General features: G+C 65.6%; 15 protein-coding genes and 1 pseudogene. 14 read left to right on the top strand and 2 right to left on the bottom strand.

Features of this window, described 5'->3' with window-relative positions; all coding sequences use genetic code 11:
• Positions 1-9 precede the first annotated feature (9 nt).
• Positions 10-714, top strand: a complete 705-nt coding sequence (deoC, locus tag GXP34_05285; GenBank protein NOY55384.1) for a deoxyribose-phosphate aldolase — start codon at positions 10-12, stop codon at positions 712-714.
• On the opposite strand, the gene GXP34_05280 is transcribed toward deoC, so the two are convergent.
• Together GXP34_05280 and GXP34_05275 are read right to left on the bottom strand one after the other, a co-directional pair.
• A complete protein-coding gene (locus GXP34_05280; GenBank protein ID NOY55383.1) occupies positions 696-1,616 on the bottom strand; it encodes an ROK family protein in 921 nt (306 codons plus the stop codon). The genes deoC and GXP34_05280 overlap by 19 nt on opposite strands.
• The gene (locus GXP34_05275) at positions 1,613-2,335 is read right to left on the bottom strand and encodes a GntR family transcriptional regulator (protein ID NOY55382.1); all 723 of its coding nucleotides are present in this window, start codon (positions 2,333-2,335) and stop codon (positions 1,613-1,615) included. Before GXP34_05275 ends, GXP34_05280 begins: the two co-directional genes overlap by 4 nt.
• Positions 2,336-2,433: 98 nt before the next feature.
• On the opposite strand from GXP34_05275, the gene GXP34_05270 reads away from it, so the two are divergent.
• The 13 genes and pseudogenes from GXP34_05270 to GXP34_05210 all read left to right on the top strand — a co-directional run.
• Positions 2,434-3,243 carry an SIS domain-containing protein gene (locus GXP34_05270; GenBank protein ID NOY55381.1) on the top strand — a complete coding sequence of 270 codons (810 nt, stop codon included), beginning with the start codon at positions 2,434-2,436 and terminating at the stop codon, positions 3,241-3,243.
• 130 nt (positions 3,244-3,373) lie between these two features.
• On the top strand, positions 3,374-4,564 hold the full coding sequence (locus tag GXP34_05265; GenBank protein ID NOY55380.1) for an ROK family transcriptional regulator: 1,191 nt from the start codon (positions 3,374-3,376) through the stop codon (positions 4,562-4,564).
• 118 nt (positions 4,565-4,682) lie between these two features.
• Complete coding sequence (locus tag GXP34_05260; GenBank protein ID NOY55379.1) at positions 4,683-5,765, top strand: ABC transporter substrate-binding protein; 1,083 nt, start codon at positions 4,683-4,685, stop codon at positions 5,763-5,765.
• A gap of 114 nt (positions 5,766-5,879) precedes the next feature.
• Positions 5,880-7,319 (top strand): sugar ABC transporter ATP-binding protein, encoded by a 1,440-nt coding sequence (locus GXP34_05255; GenBank protein NOY55378.1) that lies wholly within the window; start codon positions 5,880-5,882, stop codon positions 7,317-7,319.
• Positions 7,316-8,329, top strand: coding sequence for an ABC transporter permease (locus tag GXP34_05250; protein NOY55377.1), 1,014 nt, complete (start codon positions 7,316-7,318; stop codon positions 8,327-8,329). Before GXP34_05255 ends, GXP34_05250 begins: the two co-directional genes overlap by 4 nt.
• On the top strand, positions 8,326-9,321 hold the full coding sequence (locus GXP34_05245; GenBank protein ID NOY55376.1) for an ABC transporter permease: 996 nt from the start codon (positions 8,326-8,328) through the stop codon (positions 9,319-9,321). The genes GXP34_05250 and GXP34_05245 overlap by 4 nt, the downstream gene beginning before the upstream one ends.
• A gap of 13 nt (positions 9,322-9,334) precedes the next feature.
• Positions 9,335-10,489 (top strand): Gfo/Idh/MocA family oxidoreductase, encoded by a 1,155-nt coding sequence (locus tag GXP34_05240; protein NOY55375.1) that lies wholly within the window; start codon positions 9,335-9,337, stop codon positions 10,487-10,489.
• A 10-nt stretch (positions 10,490-10,499) separates the two neighbouring features.
• Entirely contained in the window at positions 10,500-11,414 is a 915-nt protein-coding gene (locus GXP34_05235) for a sugar phosphate isomerase/epimerase (GenBank protein NOY55374.1), read from the top strand.
• Between the two features lie 27 nt (positions 11,415-11,441).
• On the top strand, positions 11,442-12,767 hold the full coding sequence (locus GXP34_05230; GenBank protein ID NOY55373.1) for an FAD-dependent oxidoreductase: 1,326 nt from the start codon (positions 11,442-11,444) through the stop codon (positions 12,765-12,767).
• A complete protein-coding gene (locus tag GXP34_05225) occupies positions 12,764-13,726 on the top strand; it encodes an aryldialkylphosphatase (protein NOY55372.1) in 963 nt (320 codons plus the stop codon). The genes GXP34_05230 and GXP34_05225 overlap by 4 nt, the downstream gene beginning before the upstream one ends.
• Before the next feature lie 662 nt (positions 13,727-14,388).
• Positions 14,389-15,111 (top strand): annotated as a pseudogene (locus tag GXP34_05220) (hypothetical protein).
• A gap of 149 nt (positions 15,112-15,260) precedes the next feature.
• Positions 15,261-15,839, top strand: coding sequence for a hypothetical protein (locus GXP34_05215; protein NOY55371.1), 579 nt, complete (start codon positions 15,261-15,263; stop codon positions 15,837-15,839).
• A partial coding sequence (locus GXP34_05210; GenBank protein ID NOY55370.1) for a sn-glycerol-1-phosphate dehydrogenase occupies positions 15,836-17,076 on the top strand: 1,241 nt, incomplete at its 3' end. The genes GXP34_05215 and GXP34_05210, both read left to right, overlap by 4 nt.

The following is a 17,076-nucleotide window of genomic DNA, read 5'->3' as shown; positions in this document are numbered from 1 at the left end:
CATCGACAGATGCAGCCAACAGCACTCACCGTCGCAGACGTCACATACGAGCAACTCGCCGGGACCATCGATCACTCACTGCTCAAGCCGGAGCTCACTCTCGACGACGTGATCGCCGGATGTGCGCTCGCCGATCGCTATTCGGTCGTGTCGGTGTGCGTCCGGCCGGCCGATGTTGCGCTCTGCGCCGAACGTCTCGCAGACTCGCCGGTCGCCGTGGGGACCGTCGTCGGATTCCCCCATGGTGCCAACACGACCGCAACGAAGGTGTTCGAGGCGGAGCGGGCGATGGCCGACGGCGCCGTCGAGCTCGACATGGTGCTGAACATCGGCCGGCTACGTTCGGGTGAGTTCGAGCAGGTCGGCGAGGACATCAAGGCGGTCGTCGACGCGGCGGGCGGCGATGCACTCGTCAAGGTCATTCTCGAGAACGCCTACCTCGACGACGTGCAGAAGGTTCGTGCCTGCGAACTCGCGGAGGCGGCCGGTGCCGACTACGTGAAGACATCGACCGGCTTCGCACCCACGGGAGCGACACTCGAAGATCTCCGGCTCATGCGGGCATCGGTCTCACCTGCGGTCAAGGTGAAGGCGGCACACGGCGTCCGCACCCTCGATGGGCTTCTCGCCGTGATCGAGGCGGGGGCCGAACGAGCCGGCGCCACGCAGACGGCGGCGATTCTCGACGACTACCGTCAACGCACATCGAGCTGAGCGCGACCGGCGAGTGCGGCACCGATCGCTCCCGCCGAGATGCCGAACTCGGTGGGGACGATCTCGATCTCGTCGACAGGCGCCAACCGGACGCGAGCACGCGTCGCTCTTCTGATCGGTTCGAGCACGATCTCGCCCGCGTTCATGATCCCGCCTCCGATCACGATGCAGTCGGGGCCGAGGAGCGTGATGACATTGGCGAGACCGGTACCGATGTAGCCCGCCACCGTGTCGATGGCTGCGAGGCTCTTCCGGTCGCCGGCGGCCGCCCGCTCGCACACGGTCTTGACATCCGGCACTCCGACCATGTCGGCAAGCGCCTGTGCCCTCGCCAGCGCCTCGAGGCAGCCGCGGTTGCCACAGCCGCACAGCGGGCCATCCGGCACGATGATCTGGTGCCCGACCTCTCCGGCCGTTCCGAAGGCACCGAGATGAATGTGTCCATCGATCATGATGCCACCCCCGATGCCTGTTCCAAGCGTGAGCCCGATGACGATCCGGCAGTGTCTACCGGCCCCAAGAGTCCCCTCGGCGAGAAGAAAGGCTCGAGCATCGTTGATGAGTGCCGTTGGAACGCCCAGTCCATCCCCGACGGGATCGCGCAACGAATGACCAGGCCACGGTCCCGGGAGATTCGGAAACAGCAGGATCTTCCCGGTGTCGGCATCGAAGAGACCGGGAACGCCGAGCCCCGCCGTCTCGACCGGGCCCACTTCGTCGATCGTCGAATGCCCGACCTCGATCAGGCGATCGGTCACGCCCCGGGGCCCACGTTCGGCATGCGTGGCGTGTCGCGCGGTGAACGTGACCCGGGGCCGATCGGCGCCGGCCGCCTGCTCGAGAACGGCGACCTTGATATCGGTGCCGCCAAGATCGAGTCCGAGGAAGCGCCGCATACTCATGACGGAGTGTCGCCGGGCCCCCGATAGAGGACAGCCATGAAGGTGTAGCGATCCGCCGCATAGAACGTCGAGGTGTGTTCGAGCGGTGCGCCGTACTGGTCGAAGATCGTGCGGATCTCCGTGAGAACGATGCCGCTCGGTGGGAGCTGGAGGAGGGTACGTTCGCGTTTCGTCGCCCTTCTGGCGCCGACCTCCGCGTTGGCATGCGTCGGGGTTCTGCCTCTGCGTTCGAACGCCTCGTGTAGCGACCCCGAGGTGAGGTCCTCATCGAGGAGACCGGAGTCGTCTGCAGGCATGACTGCGTGCTCGATGGCCATGGGGATGCCGTCGGCGAGGCGCAGCCTCTCCAGCACGATTGCCGGTGCGGTGATCTCGATGCCGAGCGCCTCCGCGTCCTCCGGCGTGAGGTCGGTCGGGCCGGCCCGCAGTACGCGCGATGTGGGCTTCATGCCGCGACCGCGCGTGCTCTCCGAGAACGAGAGGGGTGAGCCGAGTGTGCGGGGAACGCGCCGAGCGGAGGCGAACGTGCCCGATCCGCGGCGGCGTTCGAGCAGACCCTCGTTGGCGAGCAGCGTGATCGCCTGGCGGGCAGTCATGCGGCTGACACCGAAGCGTTCGCACAGCTCGGCATCCGAGGGCAGCCGGTCTCCGGGAGAGGCTTCAGCTGTCAGTCCGCGCACGTACTCGGCGATCTCGATGTATCGGGGTGGTGTCGCCACGTCGTGTTCCTCCGGCTCTTCTTGACCGTACCAGTGCAAGCTTCCTAACCTGTCTATACATTTACTCATCGACGGCAGGGAAGCAAGGCGTAGACCGGATGCATGGTAGCGATGAACATGGCCGAACTCTCCGGGGGCGCTGGCTCTCCGAGGCATCGAAGATCCTCGAACGCATCGCCGAGACGCAGCTCGACGCCATTGCCGAGGCTGCCGTGGTCTGCGCCGGCGCCATCGAAGGAGGCGGTCTGGTCCACGTCTTCGGAACCGGACATTCGCGTATCCCCGTGGAGGAGATGTTCCCCCGATACGGCTCTTATCCGGGGTTCCACCCGATCGTGGAGCTGTCGATGACCTTCCATACACAGGTCACGGGTGCGAACGGGCAACGCCAGGCGATGTTCATCGAGCGGGTCGAGGGCCTCGCCGATCGGATCCTCGCCAACTTCTCGTTCGGGTCGGGGGACGCAATGATCGTCTACAGCACGAGCGGTTCCACCGCCGTGCCGATCGAGATGGCCATTGGGGCGCAAGAGCGCGGCCTGCCGGTCATCGCGGTGACTTCGGTGGCGCACTCGATGGCGAGCACACCTCGGCACTCCAGCGGGACCCGCCTCCTGGATCATGCCGACATCGTGATCGATCTCTGCACGCCGCCGGGCGACTCGCTCATCGAGCTCTCGGGGCCGGAAACGCGTGTCGGGCCCGGATCCACCGTGGCGAACATCGCGATCGCCAACGAGATCAAGGTCCAGACCGCAGCATTGCTCTTCGAGCGTGGAGCGCTGCCTCCGGTCCTGACGAGCTCGACGCTCGTGGGGGAGGAGCGGTCGATGGAGCTGTTCGATGCTGCGTTTCGAGAGCATGCGCGTCGGCTCGCCAACGTGCTGGCCAAGCCCGAGGAATGCTGAGGAACGTCCAATGCCTGTAGCTCACAACCCGGCACTTCGGCCCAGCTCCGACAGAAGGTCCGGGCGCTACTGCCTGAGGAGGGCTGACTTTGTTGTTGACGCGAACAATGTCCACTGCTTCAATGACCAGATGGGTCAGTGTGCGCCAACCGGTTCACCGGGCGACCTCCTCGATCTGATTCGTCGACGGAGGTGTATCACCAGGGCCGGACTGGCGTCGATCACGGGTCTCGCCCGGTCGACGATCACTCAACGGGTGGATCAGCTCATCGCGAAGGGTCTCGTGAACGAGGTTGGCGAGGCCGCCTCGACCGGAGGCCGGCCTCCGACCATGCTCGGATTCAACGCGGCGTCCGGTGTCGTGCTCGTCGCGGATCTCGGAGCGACGCATTCCCGGCTGGCGATCTGCGACCTCGACGCCAACCCGCTTGCCGAGATCTCTCACGACATCGACATCGCAGACGGCCCGACCAAGGTCTTGGGCTGGGTGCAGGAGACGTTCGGTGCACTTACCGAAGAGGCCGGACGGTCTTCCGCCGACGTGCGGGGTATCGGAATCGGAGTTCCCGGCTCCGTCGACTTCGCCGCGGGCCGTGCCGTGCACCCCCCGATCATGCCCGGGTGGGACGGGTACCCGATTCGCGACCGGTTCGTCGAGGGGTACGGCGTGCCCGTGCTCGTCGACAACGACGTGAACATCATGGCGCTTGGCGAGTTCTGGGTCATGGATCCGAGGGTCGACGACTTCGTGTTCGTCAAGGTCGGAACGGGGATCGGCTCCGGTCTGATCCTCGGTGGGCGGCTTCACCGAGGGGCCCGGGGAGCCGCGGGGGACATCGGTCATATTCAGGCGGGACCCACCGACGTGATGTGCCGCTGCGGGAACCCCGGCTGTCTCGAGGCATCGGCGGGCGGAGCCGCCCTGGCCCGGAGCCTCAGAGCCGAAGGGCACGAGACGGTGGACAGTCGCGACGTCGTGGCGCTCGTGAAGGCAGGAAACGGCGACGCCATTCACGCCGTGCGAGACGCGGGCAGGCTCATCGGTGGGGTCTTGGCCGCGACGGTGAACATGCTGAATCCGGCCGTCATCTCCATCGGTGGAGATATCGCCGAAGCCGGGCAACAGCTGCTGGCCGGCATCCGCGAGATCGTCTACCAGCGGTCGACGGCCCTGAGCACGAACGATCTTCAGATCACGACCGGGGCGCTCGGTGACCGGGCCGGGATCATCGGGGCCGCCGCGTTGATCATCGAGCACATCTTCGACCCCGAGACGGTCAACGCCGGATTCGTCGGGGCAGGCAACGGAGGAAGTTCATGAACGGCTCGGAATCGGAGCTGAGCGCCTTGCCGGGCGTTCGGTCCGACAGGGCCGGGCACCGAAGAGAAACGGCCACACGATGGCCATGGACGGACAGAGACAGAGGAGGAAGGGACGCATGAAAACACTGACACTACGTCTGCGGCTTGTTCTGTTGCTCACGGTGGTGGCTCTTGTGGCCGCCGCATGTGGCAGCAGCGGTAGCTCGGAGACCACTGCGGCCACCCAGACGACAGCAGCGCCGGAGACCAACAAGACATACACGATCGGGGTGTCCAACACCCTCGTCGGAAACGCATGGCGCGAGCAGATGGTGTGCGCCATCAAGGCCGAGGCCCTCGCCAGCGGGGTTGTCGACAAGGTGATCCTTGCGAACCGGAACGCCAGTGCGACCGAGCAGATCGCAGACATCCAGGGCCTCATCTCCCAAGGGGTCGACGCGATCATCATCAACCCCTCGGATCGTGAGGCGCTGAACCCGGTCATCGAAGAGGCAACCTCACAGGGAATCGTCGTCGTCTCGATCGACCAGGCGGTCACCGCGCCGAGCGCGTACGTGGCCACCAACGATCAGACGGCCTACGGTGAACTCGGGGCCCGTTGGCTGTTCGAGCAGCTCGGCGGATCCGGCAACGTCGCGTACATGAGAGGTATCGACGGAGTACCGGCCGACACCGACCGCGACACGGGATTCCAGAAGGCACTCAAAGACTATCCCGGTATCAAGATCGTCTCCGAGGTCTTCACCGGATGGGACCCGAGCGTTGGCGCAGCCCAAGCTCTGGACATCTTGACGAACAAGGACGTCGACGGTATCTGGACATCCGGCATCGACTACACGGTCGTCGAACAGTTCAAAGTGGCCGACAAGCCCTACGTTCCGGTCGTCGGTGCAGACAACAACGGGTTCATCGGTCAGGTGATCTCGCTGTACCCGGACTTCAAGGGTGCCGCCGTCACCAATCCGCCGGCGATCGGCGGCGTTGGAGCATCGATCGCGATCGATCTCCTGCAGGGGAAGAGCCACCCGCGTGAAACCCTGCTGACGCCGAAGGTCTTGGACATGGCGAACAACGCCGAGACGTTGAAGGAAATCTATCTGCCTGCCCTGCAGGCCGGATGGAGCTCCTACATGGTGATCAAACCGTGGACGCACTACACCCCCGGCCAGGTGGTGGACTGCAAAGGCCCGGGCGAGTGATCTGACGTCTTGACCGACGTGGTCGAGCGCCGCCAGGATCGGCGCTCGACCACACAAGCCCATGGAGGAACTGTGACCGAGGCCGTGCCGCTGCTGAGCGCTCGGAACATCGCGATGCGCTACGGCGCCGTTGTGGCACTTCGCTCTGCGGATCTGACGGTGATGCCCGGCGAAGTCCACGCACTCCTCGGTGCCAATGGAGCGGGAAAGAGCACGCTCGTCAAGATCCTCTCGGGAGTATTCCCACCCGATGCCGGCACGGTGCTGGTGGATGGGTCCCCTGTCGATCTGCGAAGACCGACGCATGCCGTCGGAGCCGGTCTCGCCACCGTCTTTCAGGACCCGACCCTCATCCCCGACCTGACGATCCAGCAGAACCTGCGGCTCACGGATCTGGATGAGTCGGTCGTTCGCGATTGGCTGAGCCGATTGGATCTCGGGCATCTGGAGTTCAACCTGCTCATTCGCGACTTGCCCCTGCCGGTGCTCCGCCTGCTCGATCTTGCACGCGCGTTGGCGCAGGATCCCCGGCTCCTCATACTGGACGAGATCACCGCGGCGCTGACAACGGATCAGGCCGACCGCGTGTTCGCCGTGATGGAGGAGTGGAAACGGAGCGGTCGGTCGGTGCTCTTCATCTCCCACCGGCTCGGGGAGGTGCTTGCGGTGTGCGATCAGGCAACCATCCTGCGGAACGGACGATCCGTCGAGACGCTCGCGCCGGGTGAAGGAGACGAGGCCGCTCTCGTGGCCGCGATGCTCGGCGAGACGGCCGAGGCGGTGGCCGGGGAGGTCGTTACGAGACGGGTCTCCACCGGTGATCGGCCCGTCGTACTTACAGGACGGGATCTCAAACGGGGCGGCAGGGTCAACGGCGTGTCGTTCGAACTCCACGCCGGAGAGATCCTCGGACTCGCCGCGCTCGAAGGGCAGGGGCAGGATCAGCTCTTCCAGCTGCTCTCGGGAGACCGGCGGCCCGATGGTGGCGAAGTGATCGTCAATGGCAGCCGCCTCGATGCGCGCTCACCCTATGACGCGATCCGAATGGGTGTGGTGCTCGTACCCGCCGATCGGCTCATGGCTCTCTTGCCGCAACGCTCCGTGCGAGAGAACCTGACCATTCCGCTCTACAACCGCCTGGGGCGTTGGTTCGGCCTCGTTCGTGACGAGACGATTCGCGTCGACAACGCGGTGAACCGCCTCGACATCGACGTGCGAGCCGGGAACCAGGTGCAGCGCCTCTCCGGCGGCAACCAGCAGAAGGTCACGATCGGGCGGTGGCTGGCCTCGGGGTTCAAGACACTGCTTTGTTTCGATCCGACGCGGGGCATCGACATTCAGACGAAGGCTCAGATCTACGAGCTGCTGCGGGAACTCGCCGACGAAGGTGCTGCGATATTCCTCTACACGAGTGAGCTTCGGGAGATCCCGATCGTGTGTGATCGGGTTCTCGTGATGTACGGCGGGCGCATCGTCGCCGAACAGGATGCAGGAGCCGCCACCGAGGAGAGTCTGCTCACCGCGGCGCACGGACTCGAGGAGGCCCGCTCGTGACGACGACGCACCTGGAGGTGATCGGAACGGGGAAGATGCCGCCGTGGCGGCGTTGGCTCATCCGTCACGGGTGGACCCTGGGCGTGTGGTTGCTCCTGCTCGCCTTGATCTTGCGGTACTCCACGCTCATCCCCCGGTTCGGGTCGTTCGAGATCACATCGATTCTCACCAACGGTCTGCCTTGGGTCTTCCTGGCCGTCGGCCAAGCCGTCATCGTGATCGCAGGCGGGATCGATCTCGGCGTCGGCGGATTGATGGTGCTCGCCAATGTTGCGGCTGCCCGCTTCATGGATGGTCAGCCGTTCGAGGTGACGCTCATCGTGGCGGTGCTCGTCCTCGTGGGTGCCGCGATCATCAATGGGTTGGCCGGATGGATCATCCACGTGTCGAAGGTGCCCGACATCGTCGCCACCCTTGCGACCCTGTTCATCTATCAGGGACTCGCGTTGGCGGTTCTCGGATCACCTGGTGGGGGCACGAGCAAACGATTCCGCTGGTTGTTCACCGGATCGGAAGTGGGGATCGGTCGCAATCCGTGGCCTGCTCTGGTGGTCCTCGTCGTCTCGGTCACGATCGTCGCGTTGTGGATGGCCAAGACGCGAAGCGGGCTCGAGCTCTACGCGGTCGGGAGCAATCGCAACGCCGCCTATCTGTCGGGAATCCGAACCGCCCGGACGAAGGTCGTCTCGTACGCGATCGGTGGTGCCTACGCAGCTCTTGCGGGCCTGGCGATCACCGCCATCGCCGGGCGGGGAAACCCGAACGCCCTGGGCGGGAACTTCACGCTGAATTCCGTCGCGGCCATCGTCCTCGGCGGCGTTGCCCTGACGGGCGGGGTCGGGTCGGTGGTCGGTGCCGTCCCCGCCGGGATCATCCTCTTCTTTCTCAACCCGACCCTCACCGCCATGGGGATCGACCCGAACCGGGCGCAGATCATCCAGGGGCTGCTCATCGTCCTCGTCATGATGGTCGGCGGCCTTCTCGAACTGCGGAGGCAACGCAGATCATGAGTGCCCGAACCGCCTCGGAACCGAGTGACCGGGTCACGAGGGCACAGGTCGCCGCGCGATGGTTCTCGGAGCATCCTCTCATGGTCCTCTCGGCGGTGCTGGTCTTGCTGGTCCTCATCACCGGCGCGATCCAACCCAACTATCTGAGTGTGAAGGGGCTGCGGAACACCGCGCTGGTCGCCGCGCCGCTCGGCATCATGGCTGCCGCCCAATTGATCCTCATGCTCACCGGTGGCATCGACCTCTCGGTGGCCATGATCGCCACCGGGGCCGCCTATGTCGCTGCGAACCAGTCGCCGAAAGGCGCAATCATTGCGATCCTCGCCGGGCTGGCCGTCGGTCTCGCGGCCGGAGCGACCAACGGGCTCGGTGTCGGGGTGTTCCGCGTGAATCCGCTGATCATGACCCTGGCGATGGGGGCGATCCTGCTGGGCCTGTTCACCTCTTGGGCGCAAACGATCTTCCAAGGGTCGACCTCGATGGGCGCGTTCATCCGAACGCTGGGAGGTGGTTCGACATTTGGTGGGAGCCTGCCGTGGGCGGTTGTCGTGTGGGCCGTGGTAGCCGTCTTCGTCGTGTACATGCTCCGTCGCACCGGGTTCGGGAGGAACCTCTACGCCATCGGCGACAACCCTGTTGCTACCCGGTTGTCCGGCGTACGCTCGTGGCAGGTGCTCTTGGCCGTCTACTCGCTGGCCGGACTGTTCGCCGCGATCGCCGGTCTCCTGCTCGGTGGACGGGTCGGTGCAGTCGACCTGCAGCTCGCCGCGTCCTTCATGCTTCCGTCGGTGGCGGCTGCCGTCATCGGTGGCACCTCGATCTTCGGGGGTGTCGGGACCTACACCGGAACGCTCCTCGGGGCTCTGATCCTGGGCGTGCTCCAGTCCTTGTTCACCTTTCTGGGGGCCGGCCAGGACGTCCAGCAGGTGCTCTACGGAGTGATCGTGCTGGGTCTCGCATGGTTGTATTCTCGGGTCATGGCCGCAGCGTGAAGGGGTGGTCTTGATGACGTTGTCGGACATCAACGTGGGAGTTGTCGGTGTCGGCTTCATCGGTGTTGCTCACGTGGAGGCGCTTCGACGGCTCGGCATCAACGTCGCGGGTGTCGTCGGCTCCTCTCCGGAACGGGCTCGCGCGAAGGCAAAGGCGGCGAACCTGCCGGCGGTGTACGAGAGCGTCGAGGCGCTTGCCGCCGACCCGGGCATCGACGTCGTCCACATCGCAAGTCCGAACCATGCACACGCCGACCAGGTGAGGACGTGCCTTGCAGCCGGGAAACACGTCGTTTGCGAGAAGCCGCTCGCCCTGACCTCCACCGACGGTGCGGACCTCGTCGAGAAGGCAGGCGCCGCCGGTGTCGTCAACGCGGTGTGTTTCAACATCCGCTTCTACCCGCTGGGGCACCAGATGGCGTCGATGGTGCGTGACGGCGCGATCGGCGAGCCTCGGTTCGTCACCGGCGCCTACCTGCAGGACTGGTTGCTTCTCGAGACCGACTGGAACTGGCGGCTCGTTCCCGAAGAAGCCGGCACGCTGCGTTCCGTTGCCGACATCGGGTCGCACTGGCTCGATCTCGCACGATTCATCACGGGGGAGCGGATCGTGGAGGTGATGGCGGATCTGCACACATTCGTCCCCGTGAGGCGACACCCGGCGGGTCCGGTCGAGACCTTCGCCGCCGCCGTGGATCAAGGCGAGCTCGTCGAAGAGCCGATGTCGAGCGACGACGGTGCCGGAATCCTGCTCCGCTTCGAGAACGGGGCCCGCGGCCTGGTCGCCGTCTCCCAGACATCGGCCGGTCGAAAGAACTCGGTGTCCATCGAGGTCGACGGTTCCGAATCGGCGTTGTCGTGGCTCTCGGAGGATCCGGACCGGCTCTGGATCGGGCATCGAGGGAGACCCAACGAGCTGCTCCAGCGTGACCCGTCGCTCAACGCCCCCGAGGCCGTGCGGATCACCGCATACCCGGCGGGACACGTGGAGGGGTATCCGGACACGTTCCGGGCTCTGTTCGGCCAGGTCTACGAGGATGTGCTCAAGGGATCTCCATCGGCCGAACCGACCTACCCGACGTTCGCGGACGGCCTCGATGTACTGCTCGTAACGGAGGCAATCGCCAAGAGCTCGCGGGAGCAACGCTGGGTGACCGTCCAACGATAAGGAGGAAAGGATGAAGCTCGGACTTCTCACCGCACCATTCCCGGAGATGCCGCTCATGGACGTTGCAGACTGGGCCGCGGACAACGGCTTCTCCATGCTCGAGATCCCTTGCTGGCCGAGCGGGGAGGGAGCGTCACGCCGTTACAGCGGCGTCTGTCACCTCGACGTCGACGGGCTCACGCGGGATCGTGCCGATGCGGTTGTCGGCGGTCTCGCCGATCGAGGCCTCGGCATCTCGGGTCTCGGCTACTACCCGAATCCTCTCCATCCGGACATCGAGCACCGCACCGCCGTCATTGAGCACCTCGAGAAGGTCATCACCGCGGCCGCGACGATGGGCGTCCCCGTCGTCAACACGTTCATCGGCGCCGACCAAACCAAGACGCAGGCGGAGAACTGGGCCGACGCGATGAAGGTGTGGCCCCGGATCGTCGAACATGCGGCCGGTCAGGGGGTCAAGATCGCGATCGAGAACTGCCCCATGATCTTTTCGAACGACGAGTGGCCCTCGGGGCACAATCTCGCGCACTCGCCGGCGATGTGGCGAACCATGTTCGAGACGTTCGACGAGACGGTCGGCCTGAACCTCGATCCTTCCCATCTCGTCTGGCAGATGATCGATATCGAGCGGGCGATACGCGAGTTCGGCGATCGGATCTACCACGTGCACGCGAAGGACCTCGAGATCGACGAGGACGGGCTCTACGAGCACGGCGTCATGTCACTTGGAATCGGATGGCAGGTGCCCCGCCTCCCCGGACTGGGCAAGGTCGACTGGCAGGCCTTCATGAGTGCGCTCTACCGGGTCGGATACGACGGTGTGATCTGCGTCGAGCACGAGGATCGCCGGTTCGAGGGCACCGAAGAGTTGGTCAAACGGGGATTCCTGCTCGCGCGGGACGTTCTTGCACCGTATGTGCACTGAACGGGGGCTTCGAGGGCGGCGCCGCCCATGAACATCGACGAATACGGGAACTTCGACGTCGTGATCGTCGGATCCGGGGTCGCCGGGTCCAGCGCCGCCATCGCGTGCGCGACAGCGGGAGCGCGCACCCTCCTCATCGAGAAGCTCCCGTTCCTCGGGGGCAACTCGACGGCGGTGCTCGACACGTTCTATGGCTTCTATACGCCCGGAGAGCGGGCCGTCAAGGTCGTCGGCGGGATCGGTGACGAGGTCGTCGCCGAACTGCGCAGGATCGGGACGGTCCTCGAACGTCCGAATACGTATGGCGCGGGGACGGGCATCACCTATGTCGCCGAGCACCTCAAGGTCGTATGGGAGAACCTCGTCGTCGGTGCGGGCGCTGCGGTGCTCCTCCACGCGTTCGTCCAGGACGCCGTCGTGGCCGACGGGCGAATCGTCGAACTCGTCGTCGCGACCAAGGCCGGTCTGTGCCGCGTGGGTGCGACGGTCGTGATCGATGCCACCGGCGACGCGGACGTGTGCGCTCATGCCGGCTTCGGTTATGAGGCGGCGGGCACGATCGATCCGGCCCAGTCGCTCACGACGACGTTCCGGATGGTCAACGTCGACCATGAGGCCAGGGCCTCGATCGGCAGAGAGCGACTCCACGCCTTGATGGCCGAGGCGGCCGACTCGGGCGAGTATGACCTGCCACGCCGCGAGGGGTCGGACCATGTCACGCCGATTCCGGGCGTCACGGCGACCGTCATGACGAGGATCGATCAGGTCTTCGGCAGCGGCGCGTCCATGCGCAACGCCACCGACCCGGACGTGCTCACGCGCGCCGAGATGGAAGGCCGCCGCCAGGCACTGGAGTACGCGCGGTTCCTCATCGATCGGGTTCCCGGCTACCGGTACGCATCATTGGTCTCGATGTCGACTCAGATCGGACTGAGGGAGACCAGACACGTGTTCGGCGACTACCGCCTCACCCGGGACGATGTACTCACGGCCCGCCAGTTCGACGATCAGATCGGCCTGTGCGGCGCGCCGATCGAGGACCATCACGGTGGCAAAGGGACCGGAACGACGTGGGAGTACCTTCCCGACGGTACGGCCGTCGGTATTCCGCTGTCGACGCTCGTCGTACGCGACGGCGTCAACGTGCTGGCCCCGGGCCGGTGCTTCTCAGCGACCCACGATGCGCAGGCATCGGTCAGGTCGATGGCCCAGTGCATGGCGATGGGGCAGGCCGCCGGGACGGTGGCGGCGCTGGCGGTAGGACATGGCGGGGTTGTGCGCGAGGTCCCGATCCGTGAGGTGCAAGATCGGCTGCGAGCCCGGGGAGCGATACTGGAGGTGGGCGAGCGATGACAGCTTCGGTTCGGACCGTCCTCGGCGACATCGACCCGGCGGACCTGGGGTTCACCTATATTCACGAGCATCTGATCATCGACACTCCACTGGTGATCGACCGGTGGCCGCACATCCACCTCCCCAGCGCCGATGACGCCGTTCGCGAGCTCGAACCGTGTGCCGCCGCCGGCGTCAAGGCCGTCGTCGACGCCATGCCCGCGGCCTCGGGCCGGGGCCCGATCCGGCTCGCGGAGATCAGTCGCCGCAGCGGAGTCCACGTTGTCGCATGCACCGGGCTCCACACGCGCAAGTACTACGAGGGCCAGCGATGGACCGCCGAAGAACCGGCCGACGTCCTCGCCAAGCTCTTCATCGCGGACGTCGTCGACGGGATCGATCGGTACGACTACATGGGGCCCGTGATCCGTCGTACACCCCACCGGGCCGGGATCGTGAAGGTCGCGGTCCTCGAAGACGCACCTTCGGCGCGAGACATCCGGGTCTTCGTGGCTGCGGCGATGACTCACGAGGCGACCGGGGTTCCCATCCTCACCCACTGCGAAGGAGGACGGGGAGCAATGGCTCAGATCGAGTTGTTCAGACAACTCGGCGTCCCCCTCGACAGCGTCGTCGTCTCTCATACCGACAAGGTGTCCGACCTCTCCTATCACCGGGACCTGCTCGACACGGGTGTATACCTCGAGTACGACCAGGCGTTGCGTCAGGGTGATGCCGCGGCGCAAGGCACCGGGGCGATCGTCGCGGCAATGGTCGCAGAGGGCTACACCCAACGCCTGATGCTGGCCACCGATGGTGCCCGCCGGTCCCTCTGGACGTCGCTCGGCGGGGGACCGGGCCTGGCCTGGCTCGCCACGGGATTCGTCGAGATCCTGCATGGTCTGGGGGTCGACGATGCGGCGATCAACACGATGTTCGTCGATAACCCGGCCCGCTTCCTTGCTTTCGCCGGCGGGTAGTGAAGCCGAGGGTGTGCCGGGCACTCGGAAGGTTCAAGGTGTTCCGGGTCACGAGACCTTCGTGGTTGTGTGCTGTGTGGCCTGCTTGTGGCCTTGAGTGCGCCGAGCGGGGGGAGGGACAGTACGCATGAGGGTCGAGACGTGGGTTCGGCGATGGGATCAAGCCTGATGGAGAGCGGATCGAGCGCACATCGGGGAAGTCGATCCTGCCGGTGACCCGCGGGGGGTGTCTACGGCTCGACGTCGGGGGACAGTGTGAAACAGAATCGGAAGGATCGGCCTGTGTCGGGGCGACGTCCACATGAATCGTTTCTTGCCATGTCAAAGAGCTCGTTCACCCACCCTCATTCCGTACCCGAACAGGAGCTCGCCTCGCGATCCGTCCGCCATGGCGTACGCTCTGGCCGAGCCCGTGTTTCGTGTGGCAGTCGTCTCGGCCGGGTGCAACGGCCGCTCGAGACGGGCGGGCGGGAGAGACGTGCCGTTTCTCGAGGCAGCCGGTTCAGGCCGTCGCGGTGACGTGTCACGCCGTGGACCGGGTCGCAGAAGAAAGGACCGAGGGCCTGATTCCACTGCCACTTGACGCGCGCGTTTGTGAAGTTTAGGGTCATCAGACGTCAGACATCAGACATCAGACGTCAGACAACTCCGGAGAAGCGGGTATGAGTTTCGTCATCGGTTGCGACATCGGGACCCAGAGCACCAAGGGGATCTTGGTTGCCGACGACGGACGTGTGCGGGCTGTAGCCTCGGCCCCTCACCGGGTGAGGTTTCAGGCTTCCGGCTGGGCCGAACAGGACCAGGTCGAGTGGATTGAGGCGTTGGCCGAGGTGGTGGCGCAACTCACGGCCCAGGCCAACGGACCGATCAGCCACGTGGGAATCGATGCCCAGGTCGACGGCGTGGCGGCGACCGACGAGGATCTGGTTCCACTGCATCCGGCGATCATCTGGATGGACCGGAGGGCTGCCTCCTACGCCGAGATCATCGAGCAGGAGATCGGCGCCGATCGCGTGTTCACAGTGACGGGCCTGAACTGCGATTCTTCTCACGCTGCCCCGAAGATGATGTGGCTGCTGGACCGGCTCGATCAACGCCCTGCCCACCTCCTGCCTCCGGCGAGCGTTGCCACCGCCTGGCTTACCGGTCAGATTGCCCAGGACCACGCCAACGCTTCCTCGTCGATGCTTTTCGATGTCACCGGCCGGGATTGGTCGGAAGAGATGCTGGAGGCGTGTGGCATCGACCCGGAGCTGCTTCCCCGGGTGGTCGACTCGACCTCGGTGATCGGGCAGGTGCGCCCAGAGGTGGCAGCCGAGGTTGGACTCGATCCCTCCTGCCAGGTGATTGCCGGGACCGGAGATGACCATGCTGCGGCCGTTGGTGCCGGCGCTGCACGACCCGGTGTGGTAGCCGACATCACCGGCACCGCCGAACCGATCGGTACCGCCGCCGACCAACCCGTGTTCGACTCGGAGCGTCTGGTTGAGCACACGCCACGCCGGGCACCTGGTTCATCGAGAATCCCGGGTTCGTGTCGGGAGGCAGCATCATGTGGGTGGCCCAGCTCCTTGGCATCGACCAGCCCGCCGTTTTCGATTTGGCGGCCGAGGCGCCCGCCGGCTCCAAGGGCCTCATCTTCATCCCGGCCCTTTCCGGCTCAGTGGCTCCGCGATGGAACGACCATGCCCGCGGATCGTTCACTGGTGCCTCCATGGACCATGGACGGCCCGAGTGGTGCCGGGCGGTGTTGGAGGGCTGCACCTTCGCCCTTCGAGACAGCTTCGACCGTCTCACCGCACTCGGGCTGGCGAACAGCCGGCTTCACGTCACCGGCGGGGGTGCTCGCAGTGAGCTGTGGTTGCAGACGAAAGCGGACGTCATCGGACGGGAGGTGCGGGTGGTGGAAGGGGAGAGTGCCGCGCTTGGCGCCGCCTGTCTCGCAGCCGTCGCCGCCGGTTGGCTCCCCGATGTTGCCACGGCCGCCGACGCGTTGGGCAGCGTGAGCGGCCGCGCATACGAGCCCGATCCGGCTCGGGCAGTGGTCTATGACGAGGCCTACCACACCTACCGGGCGGTCTTCGACGCCCTTGACCCCACCTACCACCAATGACCGACCAGCTCACCGATCTCGCCGTATCGATCCAGGCCTCCCTTGAGGCTTCCGGAGACGGGGCGCTGCGACCCATGGGTCTGCGGCGGATCCTCGTCGGACCGAACGCCCTCGAACGGCTTCCGGCCGAAGTGGTCGACGTTGCCCGTCCGGGTCGGATCGTCATGTTCGAGGACGCCACCCCGATGCAACGAGGGGGCGATGACCTCAAGGCTCTGGCAGCCTCACTCCTCTCAACCGTCGGCGACGTTGATCGGATCGTGCTCGGTCCTTCGCATGGGCACCTCTACGCCGACGCCGACACACTCGCTGTTGCCCGAGCGGCGGTCGCCGGCGCCGGCTGTGTGGTGACCGTCGGCTCGGGGACCGTCACCGATATTGGAAAGGACGCTGCGCACAGCAACCCCGGAATTCCGCTGCTCGTGGTGCAATCTGCTGCATCTGTCAACGGTTTCGCCGACGACATGGCGGTCATCGTGAAGGATGGAGTGAAGCGGACGGTACCGTCGGTTTGGCCCTCCGGTCTGCTGATCGACCACCAGGTGCTGCGTGACGCTCCGGCGCGCCTCACGCGGTCGGGCTTCGCGGAGATGATGGCCATGTTCACCGCTCCCGCCGACTGGCGGCTTGCTGCCTTCGTGGGCACCGATCTCAGCTACAGCCATGGCGTAATCGACCTGTTCCAACCGCGCGGGGAAGATCTATTGACGGCTGCTCCGTCGGTGGCTGCGGGCGAAGGAGCAGCTCTCGATCTGCTTGCCACCTTGCTCACCGCCTCCGGAGTGGCGATGGGGGTGGTGGGGCGCACTGCCGTCATGTCGGGTACCGAGCACCTCATCAGTCATCTTCTCGACATGTCGGCCGCCTCCCGGCGGCTGGCGGTCGGTCTCCACGGAGCGCAGGTGGGCGTGGCGGCATTGGTGGCCGCGTGTATCTGGGAGCGCATTCTCGACCGCTTGGACCCCGACATCCTTCGTTCCGACGCCGCGTTTCCCGACCCGACCGGAGTCCGACCCCTCGTTTTCGAGGCCTTTGCCTCACTCGATTCCACCGGGGCGGCGGCTGCGGAATGCTGGACGGACTATCAGAGCAAGCTGGCCTCCTGGCACCATCATCGGCCTCGAGTGGCCGCCATGGCCGAACGATGGGAGGAGATCTCGGTCGAGCTCCGACATCTGGTCGGAGATCCGGCTCGGATGGCGGCGGCTCTGACGGCAGTAGGTGCACCGACCCGCTT

Source organism: Actinomycetota bacterium, from assembly GCA_013152275.1.
GTDB lineage: Bacteria > Actinomycetota > Acidimicrobiia > Spongiisociales > UBA4744 > BMS3Bbin01.
Note: the sequence above shows the minus strand (reverse complement) of the source record. Positions and strands in the feature narration are given on the sequence as shown.